Here is a 20,485-nt window from a genome sequence, read left to right on the forward strand (position 1 = left end):
TATGTTGTGGCTTGATGACCAGCGCCCACAAGTTGGCGTAGGATACCCTATCGGGTCAACAAAAACTTGTGAGTTTTCCACAACTCTTTTGCGTTGACGCATGACCAAGATTGGGCCGTCCAAAATTAACAAATTGATTCCGGACGCCACCCCGCCTTTGCCTGCTTGGTGAATTAGTCAAAAAAACGGCGGACTTACGCGCATTACGAAAAGTATCACCTGAATTGTTGTCCACAGGCAGAGCAACCGTCATCTGCCAAACCTGTCCCGGCGTCATCTTTTTCGAAAGGGTTTCCCGCGAGTTTCGCAAGATTATTTCGTGAGCGTGGAAAATAACGGGTTTGGCCCAAGACTGTGTCTTTTGCGCACTCGAATCAATCGGTCAATCACATGCCCAGCACCTGTCAGAGGGAGAATCATCTGCGACATATCTGGCAACCGGATATGACGCCTTAGGTCCGCCGCTGGGCTTACGACACACACGCGGCTTGCCGGTCGGTATAGATGGTGGATGAAGTGGTCGGGACGGCAAGATTCGAACTTGCGACCTACGGTACCCAAAACCGTCGCGCTACCAGGCTGCGCTACGCCCCGAACGCCCTCTCCTTAACGAGGGTTCGACGGGAAGAAAAGAGCAAAAATCGCCCTTTCGCCACTTCGCCGCATCAATCGTTTCACTTGGCGCTATCGCAGGCCCATGCGGCCGCGTCTTGGTCCAGCATGGGATGGCGCAGAACCGTGCCCTCGTTGATACCAAACCGGTCAGCAATACCGCCGTTGACCTCCAGCACTGCCAGAATATCCTGCCCACCGGGGATCAGGGTCAGGTCATGGGGAACGGCATTTTCATGCACGCGGGCGACGGTGCCATCACTGTGAAGAAACAACATGTCCAAAGGAATCAGTGTGTCCTTCATCCAGAAACTGACCTCTTGCGGCGCTTCGAACAAAAACAGCATGCCATGGCTTTGCGCCATGGTTTCGCGGCCCATTAGTCCAAGTGCGCGGCTGCGGGGCGTGTCCACGACCTCGACGCTGAAACGCGCCTGCCCCCAATCGCCTTTCAGGTCAGCATAGGCCGGGTCACAATCTGCAGCGCTTGCCAACTGACCTGACAGAAAAAGAGCGCCCACAAAGGGCGCCCATATTGTCTTGATTGATATCCCGCGGATCGCCACAGCGCCTAGTCTTCGTGATCGACGGCGGCATCCCAAGACGAGACACTGACCGCCATACATCCGCGCTTTCCGTCGGCCGAGCGCAACCCTATGGCCTCACCCGGTTGCAAATCTGCAAGACCCGAGCGGCGCAAAACCTCAACATGGATAAACACATCTTCAGACCGGCCAAAGACGTTCGCGAATCCAAATCCCTTGGCCTTGTCAAACCACTTGACCCGAGCTGGCTCCAATGGGCCGACACTGTCGGGATCCACCAAACCTTCGCTGAACTCCTCCAGGTCATGTGTACCATCGGCTTCAGGCGGCTCAATCGACACCACTGTCACGGCCTGACGACCGCGGTCCGTTGACTGCACAGTGATTTCGATCCGCGAGCCATCCGCGACCGAACTTTGTCCATAATTCCGCAGCACATTGGCGTGAAGCAGAATATCTGCTCCACCCTCGTCTGCGATCACAAACCCAAAACCCTTGCTTGGATCAAACCATTTGACCTGGCCACGCAACACAATTGGCTCATGCGCGTCTGTATCTTGCGCCATCGTCTTCCTCTAAAATATTCACATCCCCGCCACACTATTGGTGTGTTTGAAATCGGGGTGCAAGCCTTAAACACCTATACTTTTAGGCAGGTATAGCACGGAAACACCAATGAACTAAGGGTTTAGTCGCACAATCGACCAGGGTGAATTACACCCATAGCGTGTCCACTTAAACCTATCATGCAGACGAAACGCGCCATCGGCCCAGAACTCGATTTCTGTTGGCCGGATCCGATAGCCGCCCCAGAACGGTGGACGTGCCGGGTTGGTGCCCTGCGCCGCGGTCACCTTCGCGACCTCGGCCATCAATGCAGCGCGCGATGCCAGAGGCTGGCTTTGCTGCGAAGCCCATGCGCCCAAACGACTTTTTAGCGAACGTGAGGCATAGTAGGCATCTGCTTGATCCCCCTCTTCCTTCTCAATCGTACCACGCACACGCACCTGTCTTCGAAGGCTTTTCCAGTGCATCACAAAAGCGGCTTTACCGGCGTGATCAAGCTCTTGCGCCTTAGCCGACCCATAGTTTGTGTAGAAAACAAACGCGTCGTCTTCGATGTCTTTCAAAAGCACCATTCGCGCATTGGGCATGCCATCCGCATCTACTGTCGACAAGGCGATCGCATTTGCGTCGTTGGGTTCCGACTTGGATGCCTCCCCCAACCAGGAACGCGCGATCACGAACGGATCATCACCTGCAAAAATTCCACCCCGTTCGGTCATCAGACGCTCCTTTTCGTCGCATTACCCGCGCTTAGCTGAACATATGGCCTGCGCGGTTCCGTGCCAACTCTGTTACAATCCTGTTGCAGGTGTTAGCGGGCACACTTGAAGATACACGGCCAATCGCCTAAACGGACTTAACGCAGTATCTCGGGACGGGGAACCACAATGTCGACGGAATTGATGAAGGGCAAACGCGGCCTGATTATGGGGCTGGCCAATGATAAGTCCATCGCGTGGGGCATCGCCAAGGCCTGTGCCGACGCCGGTGCCGAGCTTGCATTTTCTTATCAGGGCGAGGCGCTGAAAAAGCGCGTTGACCCGCTGGCCTCTCAGCTTGGATCGGACATTGTTGTGGAATGCGACGTATCTGATCAAGCATCGATCGACACGCTTTTCAACACTTTGGAAGAAAAGTGGGGCAAGCTGGACTTTGTCGTCCATGCTATTGGTTTTTCTGATAAAAACGAGCTTCGGGGTCGGTATGTCGACACCAGCCCGGAAAACTTCCGCATGACAATGGATATTTCTGTCTACAGCTTCACGGCAGTTGCCCGTCGCGCGGCCGACATGATGCCCGATGGCGGTTCGCTTCTGACCCTTACTTATTACGGGGCCGAGCAGGTCATGCCACACTATAACGTCATGGGCGTCGCCAAAGCCGCGCTGGAAGCCTCGGTTCGTTATATGGCCGAGGATCTTGGCAAGGACGGTATCCGCGTTAACTCGATTTCGGCGGGGCCAATCAAGACACTCGCCGCCTCTGGCATTGGTGATTTTCGTTACATTTTGAAATGGAACGAGCTTAATTCGCCGCTCCGTCGTAACGTGTCCATTCAGGACGTGGGCAACTCGGCCCTCTATCTATTGTCAGACCTTGGCGGTGGCGTGACCGGCGAAACCCATCATGTGGACAGCGGCTATCATGTCGTCGGCATGAAAGCGGTTGATGCGCCTGATATCGACGTGACCACTGGCCGTAAGTAAGGAACCATTTGATGAGCGACCGCCTGCCCCACGAAAAAGGTTTCCACATCAGCTGGGATCAAATCCACCGCGACAGCCGAGCGTTGGCTTGGCGCCTTGACGGGCAAGGCCCCGACGATGGTGCATGGCGCGCAGTTGTAGCCATCACCCGTGGCGGCATGGCCCCTGCGATGATCGTCAGCCGCGAGCTGGACATCCGCAAGGTTGATACCGTTTCGGTGAAGTCCTACCACCATCAGGAACAAGGCGAGGCAGAGGTGCTGAAAGCCCCGGATGCCAAGATGATGGGCGACGGTGAAGGTATTCTGATCATCGACGATCTGGTCGACAGTGGTAAGACGCTGGAACTGGTCAAAGCCCTGTATCCAAAGGCGCATTTCGCAACGGTCTATGCCAAACCAAAAGGCCGCCCGATGGTGAATACCTTCATCACCGAAGTCAGCCAGGACACGTGGATTTTCTTCCCCTGGGACATGGCGCTGCAGTATGTCGAGCCCTATCGCGGAACCGATTAACACCGCGCGACGTTCTCTGAGTTAAATCGTCACGCTCAAAGCGTAAGTTGTTGAATACACAGTAACGCCTGCTACCTTCATGGTAGCATTAAGGCGGTAAGGGCGATGTCCAATACGAGTGGTGATTTAATTGTGTTTGATGCCGAGTACATATTTTGCTCGGGCTTTGCGAGGTTTATCGCCAAACACGACAAAGGGATGCGTTTTCATTTTGTCACCGCGCAATCCGAGGCCGGACGCGCCCTGTATATTCAGCACGGGCTTGATCCTGATGACTGGAGCACGAACATCGTCCGGGTCGACGGCACCTCCTTTGTAAAACTCGCAGCTTTTTGCGCCGCGATGGGCGCGTTAGGGTGGCCTTGGCGCGCACTGCTTGTTCTGAAGGCGATCCCAAAACCGATTGCTGATTGGATGTACGACCGCATCGCCCGCAATCGATATGTATTTGGCCGTCGCAGCTGCCCCCTTCCCAGCGCAGAGTTGAAGGGTCGAGTGATTGACTAATCGCATCCTTATTATCGGCGGGTACGGCGTATTCGGAGGGTACTTGAGCACCGCTTTGCTACAGCAATCCGAGGCCCAAGTTTTTGTCGCAGGACGATCATTAGAAAAAGCGGAGGAGTACTGTCGTAAGCACGGTGGGACCCCCGTTTCGATTGATCGAACGTCACTTAATTTGACCGATCGGATACGCGACATCGCACCTGACATAGTCATTGATGCAGCCGGTCCATTCCAATCACCCGACAGTTCACCAGAGTATTCTGTTGTTCACGCCGCGCTGGAATGCGGTGCTCACTACGTTGATCTGTCAGACGACGCGGAATTCACCGCGGGAATTGCCCAGTTTGACACCGTCGCCAAGGAAAAGGGACTGATCATTGTGTCGGGTGCTTCCAGCGTTCCCGGCATGTCGTCTGCTGCAGTGAACGACCTTAGCCAAGGTCTTGAGCGCATTATCCGCATCGAAAGCACCATTTTACCCGGCAATCGCGCACCACGAGGCCGTTCGGTGATGCAGGCGATACTGTCTCAGGTCGGGAAACCGATTGAGATCCAAGAGGCAGGACAGAAGGCCGTTGTTTTTGGCTGGTCTGCGCCCAGACTAGAGCGCCTTGCACTGCCCGATGGCCGGTCGCTGAATGCACGCTGGTCGACGTTCATCGGCGCGCCCGACCTACGTTTGTTTCCTGATCACTTTGGGGCCGAAACCGTCCATTTCCGGGCCGGGCTGGAGTTGAAGACGCTTCAATTCGGTTTGTGGATGCTAAGCTTTCTGACCCGGTGGAAACTCGTTCGCAGTTTACGATCGCTTGCCGCACCGCTTCTGTGGATTGCCAAGCGATTTGAGCCCTTTGGCTCGGATCAGGGCGGCATGATTGTACGCGTTCTGGGTGAAACGCCGAGCGGGCAAGCAGAGATACGTAAGTGGACGCTGTTGGCCGAAGCAGGTGACGGCCCACATATCCCCACACTTCCCGCACGTATCCTGTGTGACAAAATTCTGTCTGGCATGCTGTCGGCAGGCGCGCGGCCTTGCCTGTCGCTCTTTTCAACGCAAGAGGTCATGGATAGTGGGAAGCACTTGAACCTCGCAGCGGGACGAGCAACAGAACCCGCGGCACCGCTTTTCAAACACGCGCTTGGCGATCTCTATGACGTCCTGCCCGAACAGGTCCGCGCCCTGCACGACAATCTGGATGTCAGTGTGTGGTCAGGGACGTCCAGTGTTGGGGTTGGACCCTCTCGCCTGTCGGCGATCGTGCGCAAACTGATCGGCTTTCCCTCAAAAGGGTCGTCTGTACCAGTGACAGTTCATATGAAACGATCCGGAGACCGCGAAATTTGGACGCGACGGTTTGGCGATCAGGTTTTTCATTCGATTCTGAAACTTTGGGGCTCGCCAAAATCGGGAACGGTCACAGAACGGTTTGGCCCGTTTCGCTTTGTTATCGACTTGCAAGCGTCGGACGCAAATCTTGAATATCCTATTACCAAAGGCTGGGCCTTTGGCATTCCGCTGCCAAAATGGATGCTTCCCAAAAGCCAAACTCAAGAAACGCAAGCAGATGGCAGATTTCAATTTGATGTCGCGATCGGCCTACCACTTGTCGGGCTGCTGGTGCATTACAAAGGACATCTACAACCGCACGAAAAAGCCCGCCAGACCAAATGATCTAAGCGGGCATTTTAAGCGTTTTGAGGTTACTCAGCCGCTTCCGGTGCGTCTGGCGTTCCTGCGTCTGGCGCGGCGTCTTCGCTTGGCGCTTCGGCCTTTGGCTTGCGGGGCTTACGGGCGCGCGCTGGCGGCTTTTTGGGTTTGCTTTCGGGCGTCTCGACCAAGCCACTATCCGCATCGTCTGCAACCGGTTCGGGCTGGGTTGAGATATCGGGTTGTTCGCCTTCGCCGGCAACTTCTTGCGACGCTTTGCGTTCGGCACGCGCCTCGCGCTCTTCTCGCTCGCGTTGCTGACGTTCACGGTTCTGCTGATCAGACTGCAGGCGGCGCGCTTCCATCTCTTTCTGAGCTTCGCTCAGCAACCGCGTATAGTGCTCGGCGTGCTGTTGGAAATTCTCGGCTGCCACCCGGTCGTTCGACAAAAAAGCGTCGCGTGCAAGTTGGGTATACTTGTCGATAATCTGCTGGGGCGTACCGCGAACTTTGCCTTCGGGACCCGAGCTGTCATAGACGCGGTTGATTACATTTCCCGGATTGTTCCGGTTACGGTTCGACTTGTTGCGCGAACGTGATTTGGACGATCTCATAAGCTTGTGCTTCCAGCTTTAGCTTTCAACGCGCGACGTTAAAGACGCGCTGTGATTTCGAACATGACACTAATCTGCGTCTTAGCGTTCGAATTGTAGGGCTTACCAGCGGCGGCTGTCGCAAGGACTGCAACGCTACTGTATCCTGATTGTCATGTGGATGCGCGAAACACAAGACTTATCTGCGCAAAACCGGCGCGAGCGGGGTTTTTTGCCGGGTTTTGGTAGGTTTGCGCACCGAAATTGGTCCGTGTCGATGCGTTAACGAAGTGATTCTCTACGCTGGATCGACAATGCGGCCGGTGACGACGCGATCATGGCCTGCTAGGTCTTTCTGGACACTGACCTTGCCAAACCCCGCCTGTTGAAAGAGCGCTTGAACAGCGGAGCCTTGTGTCGATCCGATTTCGACCATCAGCCAGCCGTTCGGCTCCAGATGATCCGCCGCCTTTTGCGTGATCTCCCGGTATGCCGCAAGACCATCACCGCCGGGTGTCAGCGCCAGATGCGGCTCCCAGTTTCGCACCTCGGGGGAAAGGTCGTTCATCTCGACCGAAGTGATATAGGGCGGGTTCGAAACGATAAGGTCAAACCGCTGTCCAACCTCTAACGAATCAAACCATGATCCAAGCCGGAACTCCGCGCGATCTTCAACAGACAAGAGGGCTGCGTTGCGCCGAGCAACGTCCAGAGCTGCCGGTGAAATATCCCCCCCCTGCCCGCTTGCTTTTTCATTTTCTGCAAGCAATGTCAGCAGGATACAACCTGAACCCGCACCTAGATCCAGCACCGTTTCGAACGGTTGCCCCAGCGCCAAGTCAACCAAAAGTTCAGTATCTGGACGCGGGTCCAGCACGTCGCTGGTGACAATGAAATCGCGGCCATAGAACGCGCGTGACCCGGTGATCTGTGCGACGGGCTGGCGAGCGGTGCGGGCCTCGATGGCCCGTTCGAACGCCGCTTCGGCAACTTCCGGGACATCATCGGGCAAAACAAGTGTCAGGCGACTTCGTTCAATGCCGATGGCATAGGCCAGCAGGATGCGCGCGTCACGCGCGGGATCGTCGACACCTGCGGCTTTCAACCGGCGCACGGCCCCAACCAGAAGCGCAGACCCGGTGGTCATCCATCCAGCTCGGCCAGTTTGGCGGCCTGATCCTCGGCGGTCAGGGCGTCGACAACTTCGTCCAAATCGCCCGCGATGATCTGATCAAGTTTGTAAAGCGTCAGATTGATCCGGTGATCCGTCATGCGTCCTTGCGGAAAATTATAGGTGCGAATGCGTTCGGACCGGTCACCCGACCCGACTTGCGCCTTGCGGTCAGCGGCGCGTTCGTCGTCCACTCGCTGTCGTTCAAGATCAAACAGTCGCGTCTTAAGGACCTGCATCGCGATCTCTCGATTTCGGTGCTGACTTTTCTCTGAACTGGTCACCATGATGCCCGTGGGCAAGTGGGTGATCCGCACGGCACTGTCGGTCGTGTTCACGTGCTGTCCACCTGATCCTGATGCACGCATCGTGTCGATACGGATATCACCCGGATCGATTTGAATATCAACGTCTTCGGCCTCTGGCAGCACCGCGACAGTCGCGGCCGAGGTATGGATGCGCCCCCCGCTTTCGGTTTCGGGTACACGTTGCACCCGGTGCACGCCACTTTCGTATTTCAGTCGTGCAAATACGCCGTCGCCTTTGACATGGGCGACAACTTCTTTGACACCACCAAGTTCGGTCAGGGATTGCTCCATAATCTCGAATTTCCAACCCTGCCCCTCGGCATAGCGCTGGTACATCCGAAGCAAATCCCCGGCAAAAAGAGATGCCTCATCACCACCTGTTCCGGGGCGAATTTCGATCATCGCGGGGCGGGCGTCAGCGGCGTCTTTGGGCAACAGAACCAGGCGCATCGCCTGTTCCACCACAGGCAGACGCTCTTTCAAAGCCGGTAGCTCTTCTTCGGCCAGTTCGCGCATGTCGGGATCGTCCATCATCGCCTGGGCTTCAGCGATGTCATCCAACAGGCGCCGATAGCCCGCAATTTCGTCCACCACAGGCTTCAATTCGGCATATTCGCGACCGGCTTGTGCAATTTCATCGCCCGACAGGCCCTGAGCCATGCGTGCTTCCAGAAACTCGAACCGTTCCGTGATCGCTGTGAGTTTTTCCAAAGGAACCATCTTGGCGGTGTCCCCCATCCGAAGAGTTTGGTCAAGGGCCGCATCCGTGCTAAGCTAGGCCATGCACAGGATTTTGCCCCTTTTGATCGTTGCGGGCGGGCTTACCGCCTCTGTCGGGCTGGCTGATGTTACCGCACCGGGCGGTAAAGTGATCGATTGCTTCTGCACTGACAAAACAGGCAGCCGGGTAGAGCTTGGCCAAAGTATCTGCCTGTTCGTAGACGGGCGGGCTTTTATGGCGCGATGCGAGATGAGTTTGAACGTCCCAATGTGGCGCGATACCGGCGATGGCTGTGTATCTGCTAAGCTTCAAGGAAGCTCACCGCTCCCTTCAAGCATTGCCACCGCTCCACTGCCGCAACTCTGATCCGCTACAACGCGTCGTCCGAGTCATCATCCAGATTGTCGAGCTGCGCCAGCCAACCATCAACGCGTGCCTTATTGGCCCCCAAGTCGCTTTTCCCGTAAACCAGATGCGCATAAATGTGCAGCGCTCGATCTGTCGCCCAAGCCACTGTAATATCGGGAAAACCGATGCGGCGGGACCGCGTTACAACTGCAAACAGATCCTCTTCTTGGTGCTTCAGATGGGTGCGCGGCGCCTCAAGCGCGATCCACGCCAAATGATCCAACGCCCCGTCCGGCAGGTTCGTTAATGGGATCACATATTTGACGCCACCAGTCAGCTCATGAGTGCCATAGTCTCGCGGACCGGGTCTTTCGGTAAACCGCCCGATCGGCAACGGAGCAAGCCGCACCCAGCCCAGCCCAAGTACGGCAAGAAACAGAGCAACCAAAATCGCTGCAACAAGGTAATCCACACACACCCCCTAACCCTCCGCCCCCCAGCGGATTGGGATAATCAACTCTTGGTAGCGATAAAGAAGCCGAGGATGCCCTGCAACCTTTATCGACCCAATGTCACAAAGGCGTCTTAGGTGATGTAATACGGCAAAGAGTATCGTGTGGCAGGCGACCAGATAAATGCGCTGGGTCGAACGCAATCTGGTTAACTGAGCATCACATTAACTTCGCCGCGTAACAGCCCATAGATTAAGGATTTCCATCGCCAAATGTGCGCCCGCAATTGCAGTGGCTCCGGTCGTATCGAACGGAGGCGACACTTCAACGACGTCGCCGCCAACAATATTGATCCCAGCCAGATCACGCAAGATAATGGACGCCTGCGCCGATGTCAGCCCGCCCCAAACCGGCGTTCCCGTACCTGGCGCATAGGCCGGGTCAAGCCCATCAATGTCGAAGGTCAGATAGGTTTTGTTGTCGCCCAGAATGGATTTGATCTTCTTGACCACCGCAGCAGGTCCGGTTTCATGAACTTCACGCGCGTCGATAATGTTCACGCCCAACGTATCCGCGTTATGGGTGCGAATGCCAACTTGAACCGAGCGTGCCGGGTCAATCAGCCCCTCTTTCACGGCCTTGTAGAACATGGTGCCATGATCCACGCGGGTCATGTCGTCGTCAGGCCATGTGTCGGTGTGAGCGTCGAATTGCAACAGGCTGAGCGGCCCATGTTTCTTCACATGCGCGCGCAGTATTGGGAAGGTGATGTAGTGATCCCCACCCAGCGTCAGACAGGCCGCACCTTGATCCAGAATGCTGGTGATATGTGCTTCAAGCGTCGCGGGAAACTGATCGATATGGGCGTAATCGAAGGCCAGATCGCCGTAGTCAACGATGGCAAACTCGCTCATCACATCGAAATCCCAACCATAGGCCGGATCGGGTGATTGCAGGCTTGAAGCCTCGCGAATCGCGCGTGGTCCCAACCGGGTTCCGGGCCGATTGGTGACAGCTTGATCAAAAGGAACGCCTGTGACGGCAATATCAACGCCCGTCAGGTCTTTGGTGTATCTTCGGCGCAGAAAAGACAGCATACCGCCAAAGGTGTTTTCGAAAGAAAGTCCCTTCAGCCCGTCGCGGGTCAGCGCCGTGTCCACTTGAGTTTTCGCGTCTTCCAATGCCATGTCTGCCTCCCTAGATCTGCCTCGATCTATCACAGGGAAATCATCCTGGCCAGATAATTTGATCAAATTACATCAAGAGATGAAAGACGTTATGTCGGGTTCAAACGCTCAATCAAGCGGGCAAAGAAACTTGCCCCGTAAGGCGCGGCTTCGTCGTTGAAATCATAGGCCGGGTGGTGGACCCCTGCCCGATCTTCCCCGACGCCGAGGAACAAATAGGCACCCGGCCGCTCTTCCAGCATATAGGCGAAGTCCTCTGCCCCCATTTCGCGACCCTGATCGGGGTGAACACGGTTCTTGCCGCTGATTTCCTCAGCCGCCCCAACCGCCTTTTCGACAGATGATGGATCATTCACCGTTGGCGGGTAGCCCAGCTCATAGTCAATCTCGGCACTGACGCCAAAGCTTACCGCCTGCCCCTCGATCACCTCGCGGATGCGCTTCTCGGCCATCTCGCGCACCTCAGGTGAAAATGAACGAATGGATGCACAAAACCATGCATCGGCAGGGATGATGTTATCGGCCGTACCGCCGTTGATCTGCGTCACCGAAATCACCAGATTCTCCATCGGGGGAAGGTTACGGCTGACAATGGACTGCAAAGCCTGGACCATCGTGACGGTTGCGATAATCGGATCCACTGCATCATGCGGATAGGCCGCGTGCCCGCCGCGCCCGGTGACCTTCACCGTCAGCGTATCGACCGCCGCCATGATCGGTCCGGGTGTTGTGTAAAACACCCCAAGTTCGTGGCCGGGCATATTGTGAAGCGCATAAACCTCTTTGATATCAAAGCGATCCATCATGCCCTCATCGCACATGTATTTCGCGCCGCCTTCGTTTTCTTCTGCGGGTTGGAAGATCAACGCCACCCTGCCAGTGAAGTTCCGCGTCTCAGCCAGATAACGCGCGGCGCCCAAAAGCATCGTTGTATGTCCGTCATGCCCACACGCATGCATGCGCCCCGGCACCGTCGAGGCATGGTCAAGCCCCGTCATCTCTTCCATCGGCAGTGCATCCATATCGGCGCGTAGGCCAATCGTCGGCCCCGCACCCTGCCCGTTGATAATAGCAACAACACCGGAGACACCGATTTTCTCGTGTATTTCATCCACACCGAACGCGCGCAGCTTATCGACGACATATTTAGCGGTGTTATGACACTCCAACCCAAGCTCGGGATGCGCGTGCAGCCAGCGGCGCCACGTTCTCATGTCATCGGCGAATTCACCAATCCGGTTGATGATCGGCATCACTTTCTCCTATCAAGGGTAGATTGAAACAATCCTGTTTAAGGGCCGAATGCAATGAGCAAAAGCGATGATATTTCCCCGTCTGATGCGTTGGTTAACAACCCGCATGGCGGGATGGAGCGACTGCGAGAGATCATGCGTAGGTTGCGCGACCCCCAGACCGGTTGTCCATGGGATATCGAGCAAAGCTTCGCGACCATAGCGCCCTACACGATCGAAGAAGCGTATGAAGTGGCCGACGCGATTGAACGTGAAGCTTGGGACGAACTGAAAGGCGAATTGGGCGATTTGCTGTTTCAATCCGTGTTTCACGCCCAAATGGCAGAGGAAGCCGGGCTGTTCACCTTTGACGACGTCGCCGACACCATGTCTAACAAGATGGTCGCCCGCCACCCGCATGTGTTTGGGGACGAAACGCGAGACAAGTCCGCCGAACAGCAAACCCACGATTGGGAAACAATCAAGGCGGCTGAACGCGCCAACAAAGCGCAGCAAGGGGTTTTGGACGGCGTGGCCATCGGACTACCGGCCCTGCTGCGCGCTGTTAAACTGCAAAAACGCGCCGCGCGTGTGGGGTTTGATTGGCCCAATATTGGCCCGGTGCTTGATAAGATTAACGAAGAAGCACAAGAACTGGCAGAAGCCCGCGACACGCTTTCACAGACGGAAGTGCGCGAGGAAATGGGCGATCTGCTGTTCGTTGTGGCCAATCTGGCGCGCCACTTGGATGTCGAACCAGAAGAGGCGCTTCGCCACGCCAACGCAAAATTCGAGCGGCGCTTCCAAGGCATCGAACGCCGGTTGGCGTCGGAAGGGCGTGAACCACGTGAGGCAACACTGGAAGAAATGGACGCACTTTGGGAGCAAGAGAAGGCGGACGAGCGGGCGCAAAAGATACGTGCGACATAATTTCCGATTAAATTAATCGGGTATTGACCCTAGCAAAAGACTCAGGTTTAAGCGGCGCATCAAACAAGGAGATACGCGTGATGAACACTGCTCGCACCCTCGCCACGGCCTCTATCCTGGCCACAGCTCTGACCCCTGCCGCCGCTAGCGCAGACGAGGTCAACGTCTATTCATACCGTCAACCCGAGCTGATCCAGCCGCTGATGGATGCTTTCACCGAAGAAAGCGGCGTACCTGTAAACGTCGCTTTCCTGAAGAAAGGCATGATCGAGCGTCTGGAAGCCGAAGGCAAACGCAGCCCGGCGGATCTGATCTTCACCGTCGACATCTCGCGCCTTGCTGGTGTGGTGAATGCAGGTCTGACACAGCCTGTTGACTCGGCCGTTCTGGACGAAAATATCCCCGCTGAATACCGCGACCCCAACGATGAATGGTTCGGGCTAACCAGCCGTGCACGTATCGTTTACGCGTCGAAAGATCGCGTCGCTGACGGTGAAGTCACAACCTACGAAGACCTTTCTGATCCCAAGTGGAAAGGCCGCATCTGCACACGCTCCGGCACCCACGCCTACACTCTGGCGCTGGTATCGGCCTATCTGACCCACCACGGTGAAGAAGAAACCAAAGCGTGGATCGAAGGTCTGAAAGCCAACCTCGCGCGCAAACCGCAGGGCAACGACCGCGCACAGGTCAAGGCGATCTGGGCGGGCGAATGCGACATCTCGATCGGCAACACTTACTACATGGGTAAAATGCTGGCCGATCCCGAGCAAAAAGAATGGGCCGACAGCGTGAACGTGGTCTTCCCAGTCTTTGAAGACTCGGGCACCCATGTGAACGTGTCGGGCATGGCGCTGGCCAAAAATGCGCCCAATAAGGAAGCCGCGGTCAAACTGATGGAATTCCTGTCGTCACCGAAAGCTCAGGAAATCTATGCCTCACAAAACTATGAGTACCCAATCGCACCGGGTACCGAGGCGGACGAGATCGTTCAAAGCTGGGGCACATTCACACCCGACGGTTTGAACCTGATGGAAGTTGCCGGTCAGCGTGACACAGCCCTGAAACTGATGCAGGAAGCCGATTTCGACGGTTGATCGAGCATCAAAATCAAATGAAAACGCCCGGCGGAGACCGGGCGTTTTTTATTGACTATCAGATATTTGAGTCACTAAGCTCGATGGCCTTGCGCAACATGTCCCCCACATCTGGGCAAAGGTCGAGCCGCGATCGGAACACATCATCATATGGGACGAACTGCGCATCCAGCGCATCGTCTGCGGCCACTGGTTCCCCACCGACATAGGTACAAAGAACCCCCATCAATAGGAAGTGGAAGTCGGGGGTTTGTCCGGGGGCACGTTCAAGCGGGCGAAACACCTCTTGAACGTCAACCAGAGGTCCGGGTGTCGCCGTGATCCCGGTTTCCTCTGCCAGTTCGCGACAGGCACCCTGCCCCAATGTCTCGCCATACTCCAAACGCCCGCCCGGAAACCCCCACAGCCCCGCGTCTGGCGCGTTCTTGCGTTGCACCAAAGCCGCCTTGCCATCGCGCAAAACGATGGCCAAGACCGCGACGGTTGGCTGCGTGACCATCACAGCATGTCTTTCAGATAGTGCCCGGTGTGGCTTTCTGCGACTTTCGCAACCTTTTCGGGCGTCCCCGTTGCCACAATGCGCCCGCCGCCATCACCACCTTCGGGACCGATATCAATCAGGTGGTCCGCAGTTTTCACCACGTCCAGATTATGCTCGATCACAACAACCGAATTGCCCTGATCGACCAGTTCATGCAGCACTTCCAAAAGCTTACGCACATCTTCGAAATGCAGACCTGTGGTGGGTTCATCCAGAATATAGAGCGTCCGTCCCGTCGACCGCTTCGACAGCTCTTTGGACAGCTTCACCCGCTGCGCTTCGCCGCCTGACAGCGTCGTCGCCTGCTGGCCAACCTTGATATAGCCCAGCCCCACACGCATCAGGGCGTCCATCTTATCGCGAATGGACGGCACCGCCTTGAAGAATTCCTGCGCATCCTCAACGGTCATGTCGAGCACATCCGCGATGGACTTGCCCTTGAACTGAACTTCAAGCGTTTCGCGGTTATACCGCGCGCCTTTGCAGGTTTCGCATTGCACGTAAACATCGGGCAGGAAGTGCATCTCGATCTTTATGACGCCATCGCCCTGACAGGCTTCACATCGCCCGCCTTTGACGTTGAAGCTAAACCGACCGGGTTTGTAGCCGCGTGTCTTGGCTTCGGGCAGACCGGCAAACCATTCGCGGATCGGGGTAAACGCCCCGGTATAGGTCGCAGGGTTTGAGCGCGGCGTGCGACCAATTGGGCGTTGGTCGATGTCGATCACCTTGTCCAAATGCTCAAGCCCCTTGATCGTTTCGCAGGGCGCGGGTGTCTGCCGCGCACCATTCAGGCGCATCGATGCCGTCTTGAACAACGTCTCGATCGTCAATGTGGACTTGCCACCCCCCGACACGCCGGTCACACAAATGAACTTGCCCAGCGGAAAATCCGCCGTGACATTCTGCAAGTTGTTTCCGGTCGCTTTCCTTACGGTGACCTTCTTTCCGTTGCCCTTACGCCGCTGGCTCGGCACGGAAATCTCTCGCTTCCCAGTCAGGTATTGCCCGGTAATCGATGCCTCACAACTTGCCACCACGTCAGGTGTACCATGGGCAATCACCTCCCCCCCATGCACCCCGGCGCCGGGACCTATATCAAAGACATAATCCGCCTCGCGGATCGCCTCCTCGTCATGCTCAACGACGATCACGGTATTGCCTTGATCGCGCAGGTTCTTAAGCGTCGTCAGAAGCCGGCCATTGTCACGCTGGTGCAACCCAATGGAAGGTTCATCCAGCACATAAAGCACGCCCGTCAGGCCCGACCCGATCTGACTTGCCAACCTGATACGCTGGCTTTCCCCACCCGACAAAGTGCCGGAGTTGCGGCTAAGCGTCAGATACTCCAACCCGACATTGTTCAAAAACCCAAGCCGTTCGCGGATTTCTTTCAAGATCGCCCGCGCGATCTCGTTTTTCTGGGCCGTCAGGTTGTTAGGGGCTTCTTCGACCCAGGCAAGCGCCTCGCGGATCGACATCTCGACCACCTGGCCAACATGAAGCAGCTTGTCCTTGTCATCTGCCGGACCGATCTTGACCGCCAAAGCCTCGTCACGCAGTCGGTAGCCACCACAGGCCCCACAGGGTCGGTTGTTTTGATACCGCTCAAACTCCTCGCGAATCCAATTCGAGTCTGTCTCGCGATAGCGGCGCTCCATATTGGGGATCACACCTTCAAACGGGCGCGTCACTTCATAGACACGTCCACCCTCGTCAAAGCGGAACTTGATCTCTTCCTCGCCTGATCCATACAGAAATACCTGCTGCACATGGGCAGGAAGGTCTTTCCACGGCGTACTCTTGTCGAACTCGTAGTGGCGGGCGATGGATTCAATTGTTTGTAGGAAATACGGCGACTTTCCCTTGCGCCACGGTGCGAGCGCCCCGTCGTAAATCTGAAGCGTTGCGTCTGGCACCACAAGCCGTTCGTCAAAGAACAACTCTTTCCCCAAGCCATCACATTCCGGGCAAGCGCCAAAGGGCGCGTTGAACGAAAACAGTCGCGGTTCGATTTCAGGGATGGTAAAACCAGACACCGGGCACGCGAAGTTTTCCGAGAAGGTGTGGATCTCTGGCTCGCCCTCTTTTGGGGCCGTTTCAAAAAGCGCGATGCCGTCGGCCAGATCAAGCGCCGTGCGGAAGCTGTCAGCCAGACGTTGTTCCATCCCCTCGCGCACAACAACACGGTCCACCACGACATCGATATTGTGCCGAAATTTCTTGTCCAATGTTGGCGGCGCGTCCAGCTCGTACATCTCACCATTTACTTTGACACGCTGAAAGCCCTTCTTCTGAAGCTCTTGAAATTCCTTGCGATATTCGCCTTTGCGATCCCGCACGATCGGGGCCAAAAGATAGGCACGCGTACCGTGCTCCATCTGCATGACACGATCCACCATGTCCTGAACTTGCTGCGCCTCGATCGGCAGACCCGTCGCGGGGGAATACGGTGTCCCCGCACGCGCAAAAAGCAGACGCATATAGTCGTAAATCTCGGTCACGGTGCCCACAGTCGAGCGCGGGTTCTTCGACGTCGTTTTTTGTTCAATGGAAATCGCTGGCGACAGCCCCGCGATGTGATCCACATCGGGTTTCTCCATCATATCAAGGAACTGGCGCGCATAGGCCGACAGGCTTTCAACATAGCGCCGCTGCCCTTCGGCATAAATCGTGTCAAACGCCAGTGATGACTTCCCCGACCCCGAAAGCCCGGTGATCACCACCAGTTGATCGCGCGGGATATCCACGTCGATGGATTTCAGATTGTGCTCGCGTGCGCCGCGGACTTGTATTTCTTTCAGCTCGGCCATTCTGACCCCCAATTCATACTTGCTTAACGGTTAGGACAATCCGCGCCTCGGGACAATCGAAAAATTAGAACTTTTAGTGAACATCCTGACAGCCACTGGCAACCCAGCTCGTTGCCGCAAGCGAAACGGCGTTCGGAAATGTCCTGCATTTCCCATACGCGACCCAAGGCATTGTGGATCAGCCCATTCACTGCGTCGTCGCCTCAGTCTTTTCTCGTCGCCCGTTGTCAGAACATCATTCACCTTTTTGGTTGACTGATGGATTTTGCGATGTTATTCACCCACATGGTTGAACGAAAGGATCCCCATCTGCTCAGCGCAGTTCTGAAAGCCGCGTCAGACCCGACGCGGCGCACAATTCTGACATTGTTGGCGCAAGAAGGCCCGCTGCGGGTCACCGATATTGCGCAGCGCTTTGATATGAGTCTGAACTCGGTCTCGAAGCACATCAAAGTGTTGGAGAACGCCGGTCTCGCGACCCGTCGCACAGAATGGCGTGAGCACCTGATCGAGGTGCAGATGGCGCCCCTTTCTGAAATTGATCAATGGTTTACCGACTTACGCTCGATCTGGGCGCTACGGTTGGATGCCCTCGAAGCTGCCCTTAAGGAGGACGACAATGACTGAACTATCCCTAGAAATTAACCGCCACATCCCCTACCCGCCTGAGCGTGTTTTCGACGCTTGGCTTGACCCCAAAATGCTGTCGAAATTCATGATCCCCGGCCCTGGCGTTACTGTACCCGAGGCAAGTGCCGATGCAAAAGTTGGTGGACGTTTCAGCATTATCATGCGCGTGCCTGAGGCCGGAGATTTGCCTCATGAAGGCGAATACAAAGTCATCGACCGGGCGAAGCAGCTGCAATTCACCTGGGAATCGCCAGCCAGCACAGTCGAAAACTCGGTTGTGACGCTCGATCTTACTCCAAAAGATGGCGGCACTGATCTGCGGTTGCACCACGTACGCTTCCCGTCCGAAGAAAGCCGCGACAACCACAATGGTGGTTGGACATCCATTCTGGCCACATTGGACGAGGTGCTGTCGTGATCAATTGGGTTGCCATGGGCGCAGGCGTCATCGGCGCATTCGTTTTGGGTTTCGTCGTTTACGGCCCGTTCTTAGGTCTTCAGCGACGCTGGGCAGAGGGCACGCGGATTAGCCCCGAACCACCCGAGAAGATGCCGATGGGGGCAATGCTGGCTCAGCTCATCGCCCTGATCTTGCTGGCATTGGTGATTGCAATCACTGAAACCACAGGGGCGCTGGGGGCGGCCATGGTCGCCATCCTCGCCTTTGCGGCGCAAGCCGGATCGGTCGGCGCTTGGGCACAGAAAAGCGGTTTCGCGATTTCTGTTGATGTGGGCTATGCCCTGCTGTGCGGTGTTGTCATGATCGCCGCACAAGGTATTCTTTAAACAGGCGAACTTAAGTAGAGGGCCGGGCGTTTCTGCCCGGCCTTTTGTCATTACATGTGGATGACGCGGTCGTATGCGTCCAGCACCGCTTCGTGCATGCTTTCCGAGATGGTCGGATGCGGGAAGACAGTGTGCATCAGTTCTTCCTCGGTGGTTTCCAAGGTCTTGCCGACCACATATCCTTGTATCATTTCCGTGACTTCCGGGCCGACCATATGGGCGCCTAGAAGCTCGCCAGTTTTGGCGTCAAAGATGGTTTTGATCATCCCTTCTGGATCGCCCATTGCGATGGCTTTGCCGTTACCAATGAAGGGGAAACGGCCAACTTTAATCTCGTATCCCTGCTCCTTCGCTTTGGCTTCCGACAGACCAACGCTCGCGACCTGTGGATGGCAATAGGTACAGCCGGGGATGCTTTCGGGCTTCACCGGATGCGCATGCAGGCCCGAGATCAGCTCGGCCACCATGACGCCTTCATGGCTGGCTTTGTGGGCCAGCCAAGGGGCACCCGCGATGTCGCCAATGGCATAAAGTCCGTCAACGCCCGTGCGGCAATGTGTGTCAGTCACCACGTGAGTCCGGTCGATTTTTACGCCCAACTCTTCCAGCCCAAGGCCTTCGACGTTACCAACGATCCCGACCGCAGAGATCACGGTGTCGTAGTCGTGCTTCTCGACCTTGCCGCCGACCTCGATATGGGCCGTGACTTTGCCTTTGGCGCGGTCAAGCTGCTTCACCATGGCTTTTTCCATGATGTTCATGCCTTGCTTGACGAAAGACTTTTTCGCAAAGGCCGAGATCTCAGCATCTTCCACTGGCAGCACCCGGTCCATAACCTCGACCACCGTGGTGTCAGCGCCCAACGTATTGAAGAAGCTCGCGAATTCGATACCAATCGCACCTGACCCGATGACCAGAAGTTTCTTTGGCATACGTGGCGGGTTCAACGCGTGCTTGTAGGTCCAGACCAGATCGCCATCTGCTTCAAGCCCCGGCAGCTCGCGCGCACGGGCGCCGGTGGCCAGGATGATGTTCTTGGCGGTCAGCTCCTCAGACCCCTTATCGGTCTTGACCGAAACCTTGCCCTTGGCCGGGATCGTGGCTTCGCCCATGAAGACCGTAACCTTGTTCTTTTTCATCAGATGACCGATGCCACCCGACAACTGAGCGGCCACGCCGCGCGAACGTTTCACGATGGCCGGCAGATCATAGTCAATTTTACCTGCAGACAGACCAAACTCTTTCGCCCGGTGCATAAGATGAAAAACTTCGGCAGAGCGCAGCATTGCTTTGGTCGGGATACAGCCCCAGTTCAGGCAAATACCGCCCAGATGTTCACGTTCGACGATCGCGACGTTCTGACCAAGTTGTGCGGCACGAATTGCGGCCACATATCCGCCTGGTCCTGACCCAACGACGATCGTATCGAAAGACTTTCCCGCCATGTGGCTTCTCCTCATCCAGAATATAGTTTGGCATTAAACTAATTTGTTCAACGGATCAATGATCCTGCGGAAGACCCGCTAGTCGCTGAGCGAAACCCTAGCCGTGATGGTATGGGACCACAGAAGCAAGG

Annotated in this window: 22 protein-coding genes and 1 tRNA gene; 9 read left to right on the forward strand and 14 right to left on the reverse strand. The window is 56.2% G+C overall.

Annotated features, from left to right (window positions below; all coding sequences use genetic code 11):
• Positions 1-517: 517 nt before the first annotated feature.
• The 4 genes from V6N04_RS04375 to pdxH all read right to left on the reverse strand — a co-directional run bounded on the left by V6N04_RS04375 (position 518) and on the right by pdxH (position 2,443).
• A tRNA-Pro gene (locus V6N04_RS04375) sits at positions 518-594 on the reverse strand.
• An 80-nt stretch (positions 595-674) separates the two neighbouring features.
• Positions 675-1,133, reverse strand: a complete 459-nt coding sequence (locus V6N04_RS04380) for a DUF192 domain-containing protein (protein ID WP_371168913.1) — start codon at positions 1,131-1,133, stop codon at positions 675-677.
• A 50-nt stretch (positions 1,134-1,183) separates the two neighbouring features.
• Positions 1,184-1,723: a cold-shock protein gene (locus V6N04_RS04385; RefSeq protein ID WP_371168914.1), complete on the reverse strand. Its 540-nt coding sequence runs from the start codon at positions 1,721-1,723 to the stop codon at positions 1,184-1,186.
• A gap of 114 nt (positions 1,724-1,837) precedes the next feature.
• Complete coding sequence (pdxH, locus tag V6N04_RS04390; RefSeq protein ID WP_371168915.1) at positions 1,838-2,443, reverse strand: pyridoxamine 5'-phosphate oxidase; 606 nt, start codon at positions 2,441-2,443, stop codon at positions 1,838-1,840.
• Between the two features lie 168 nt (positions 2,444-2,611).
• Between pdxH and fabI the strand changes: the two genes are divergently transcribed.
• From fabI to V6N04_RS04410, 4 genes are all read left to right on the forward strand, one after another.
• Complete coding sequence (fabI, locus tag V6N04_RS04395) at positions 2,612-3,430, forward strand: enoyl-ACP reductase FabI (protein WP_371168916.1); 819 nt, start codon at positions 2,612-2,614, stop codon at positions 3,428-3,430.
• Positions 3,431-3,441: 11 nt separating this feature from the next.
• A complete protein-coding gene (gpt, locus tag V6N04_RS04400; protein ID WP_371168917.1) occupies positions 3,442-3,945 on the forward strand; it encodes a xanthine phosphoribosyltransferase in 504 nt (167 codons plus the stop codon).
• 105 nt (positions 3,946-4,050) lie between these two features.
• Positions 4,051-4,452: a thiol-disulfide oxidoreductase DCC family protein gene (locus V6N04_RS04405; protein ID WP_371168918.1), complete on the forward strand. Its 402-nt coding sequence runs from the start codon at positions 4,051-4,053 to the stop codon at positions 4,450-4,452.
• Entirely contained in the window at positions 4,445-6,124 is a 1,680-nt protein-coding gene (locus tag V6N04_RS04410; protein ID WP_371168919.1) for a saccharopine dehydrogenase family protein, read from the forward strand. Before V6N04_RS04405 ends, V6N04_RS04410 begins: the two co-directional genes overlap by 8 nt.
• A gap of 29 nt (positions 6,125-6,153) precedes the next feature.
• On the opposite strand, the gene V6N04_RS04415 is transcribed toward V6N04_RS04410, so the two are convergent.
• The 7 genes from V6N04_RS04415 to V6N04_RS04445 form a co-directional block, all read right to left on the reverse strand.
• Positions 6,154-6,714, reverse strand: a complete 561-nt coding sequence (locus tag V6N04_RS04415; RefSeq protein WP_371168920.1) for a DUF4167 domain-containing protein — start codon at positions 6,712-6,714, stop codon at positions 6,154-6,156.
• A 277-nt stretch (positions 6,715-6,991) separates the two neighbouring features.
• On the reverse strand, positions 6,992-7,840 hold the full coding sequence (prmC, locus tag V6N04_RS04420; protein ID WP_371168921.1) for a peptide chain release factor N(5)-glutamine methyltransferase: 849 nt from the start codon (positions 7,838-7,840) through the stop codon (positions 6,992-6,994).
• Entirely contained in the window at positions 7,837-8,892 is a 1,056-nt protein-coding gene (gene prfA / locus V6N04_RS04425; protein ID WP_371168922.1) for a peptide chain release factor 1, read from the reverse strand. Before prfA ends, prmC begins: the two co-directional genes overlap by 4 nt.
• A gap of 49 nt (positions 8,893-8,941) precedes the next feature.
• Positions 8,942-9,205, reverse strand: a complete 264-nt coding sequence (locus V6N04_RS04430) for a hypothetical protein (RefSeq protein ID WP_371168923.1) — start codon at positions 9,203-9,205, stop codon at positions 8,942-8,944.
• Positions 9,206-9,263: 58 nt separating this feature from the next.
• Entirely contained in the window at positions 9,264-9,713 is a 450-nt protein-coding gene (locus V6N04_RS04435) for a DUF1499 domain-containing protein (RefSeq protein ID WP_371168924.1), read from the reverse strand.
• Positions 9,714-9,917: 204 nt separating this feature from the next.
• Positions 9,918-10,880, reverse strand: coding sequence for an agmatinase (gene speB / locus V6N04_RS04440; RefSeq protein ID WP_371168925.1), 963 nt, complete (start codon positions 10,878-10,880; stop codon positions 9,918-9,920).
• An 89-nt stretch (positions 10,881-10,969) separates the two neighbouring features.
• Positions 10,970-12,133, reverse strand: a complete 1,164-nt coding sequence (locus tag V6N04_RS04445) for a M20 aminoacylase family protein (RefSeq protein ID WP_371168926.1) — start codon at positions 12,131-12,133, stop codon at positions 10,970-10,972.
• A 54-nt stretch (positions 12,134-12,187) separates the two neighbouring features.
• Here V6N04_RS04445 and mazG point away from each other — a divergent pair, with 54 nt between their 5' ends.
• On the forward strand, positions 12,188-13,042 hold the full coding sequence (gene mazG, locus V6N04_RS04450) for a nucleoside triphosphate pyrophosphohydrolase (protein WP_371168927.1): 855 nt from the start codon (positions 12,188-12,190) through the stop codon (positions 13,040-13,042).
• Positions 13,043-13,122: 80 nt separating this feature from the next.
• On the forward strand, positions 13,123-14,139 hold the full coding sequence (locus V6N04_RS04455) for a Fe(3+) ABC transporter substrate-binding protein (protein WP_371169166.1): 1,017 nt from the start codon (positions 13,123-13,125) through the stop codon (positions 14,137-14,139).
• Positions 14,140-14,197: 58 nt separating this feature from the next.
• On the opposite strand, the gene V6N04_RS04460 is transcribed toward V6N04_RS04455, so the two are convergent.
• On the reverse strand, positions 14,198-14,638 hold the full coding sequence (locus tag V6N04_RS04460; protein ID WP_371168928.1) for an NUDIX hydrolase: 441 nt from the start codon (positions 14,636-14,638) through the stop codon (positions 14,198-14,200).
• Complete coding sequence (gene uvrA, locus V6N04_RS04465; RefSeq protein WP_371168929.1) at positions 14,638-17,493, reverse strand: excinuclease ABC subunit UvrA; 2,856 nt, start codon at positions 17,491-17,493, stop codon at positions 14,638-14,640. The genes V6N04_RS04460 and uvrA overlap by 1 nt, the downstream gene beginning before the upstream one ends.
• Before the next feature lie 270 nt (positions 17,494-17,763).
• Here uvrA and V6N04_RS04470 point away from each other — a divergent pair, with 270 nt between their 5' ends.
• Genes V6N04_RS04470 through V6N04_RS04480 form a run of 3 tightly spaced genes read left to right on the forward strand, consistent with a single transcriptional unit; the run spans position 17,764 to position 18,909 of the window.
• Positions 17,764-18,120, forward strand: coding sequence for an ArsR/SmtB family transcription factor (locus V6N04_RS04470; RefSeq protein WP_371168930.1), 357 nt, complete (start codon positions 17,764-17,766; stop codon positions 18,118-18,120).
• Positions 18,113-18,541, forward strand: coding sequence for an SRPBCC family protein (locus V6N04_RS04475; protein WP_371168931.1), 429 nt, complete (start codon positions 18,113-18,115; stop codon positions 18,539-18,541). The genes V6N04_RS04470 and V6N04_RS04475 overlap by 8 nt, the downstream gene beginning before the upstream one ends.
• Complete coding sequence (locus V6N04_RS04480; RefSeq protein WP_371168932.1) at positions 18,538-18,909, forward strand: DUF1761 family protein; 372 nt, start codon at positions 18,538-18,540, stop codon at positions 18,907-18,909. The genes V6N04_RS04475 and V6N04_RS04480 overlap by 4 nt, the downstream gene beginning before the upstream one ends.
• 50 nt (positions 18,910-18,959) lie before the next feature.
• On the opposite strand, the gene lpdA is transcribed toward V6N04_RS04480, so the two are convergent.
• Complete coding sequence (lpdA, locus tag V6N04_RS04485) at positions 18,960-20,354, reverse strand: dihydrolipoyl dehydrogenase (protein ID WP_371168933.1); 1,395 nt, start codon at positions 20,352-20,354, stop codon at positions 18,960-18,962.
• Positions 20,355-20,485 lie beyond the last annotated feature (131 nt).

It is taken from the genome of Aliiroseovarius conchicola, assembly GCF_041403445.1.
GTDB classification, from domain to species: domain Bacteria; phylum Pseudomonadota; class Alphaproteobacteria; order Rhodobacterales; family Rhodobacteraceae; genus Aliiroseovarius; species Aliiroseovarius conchicola.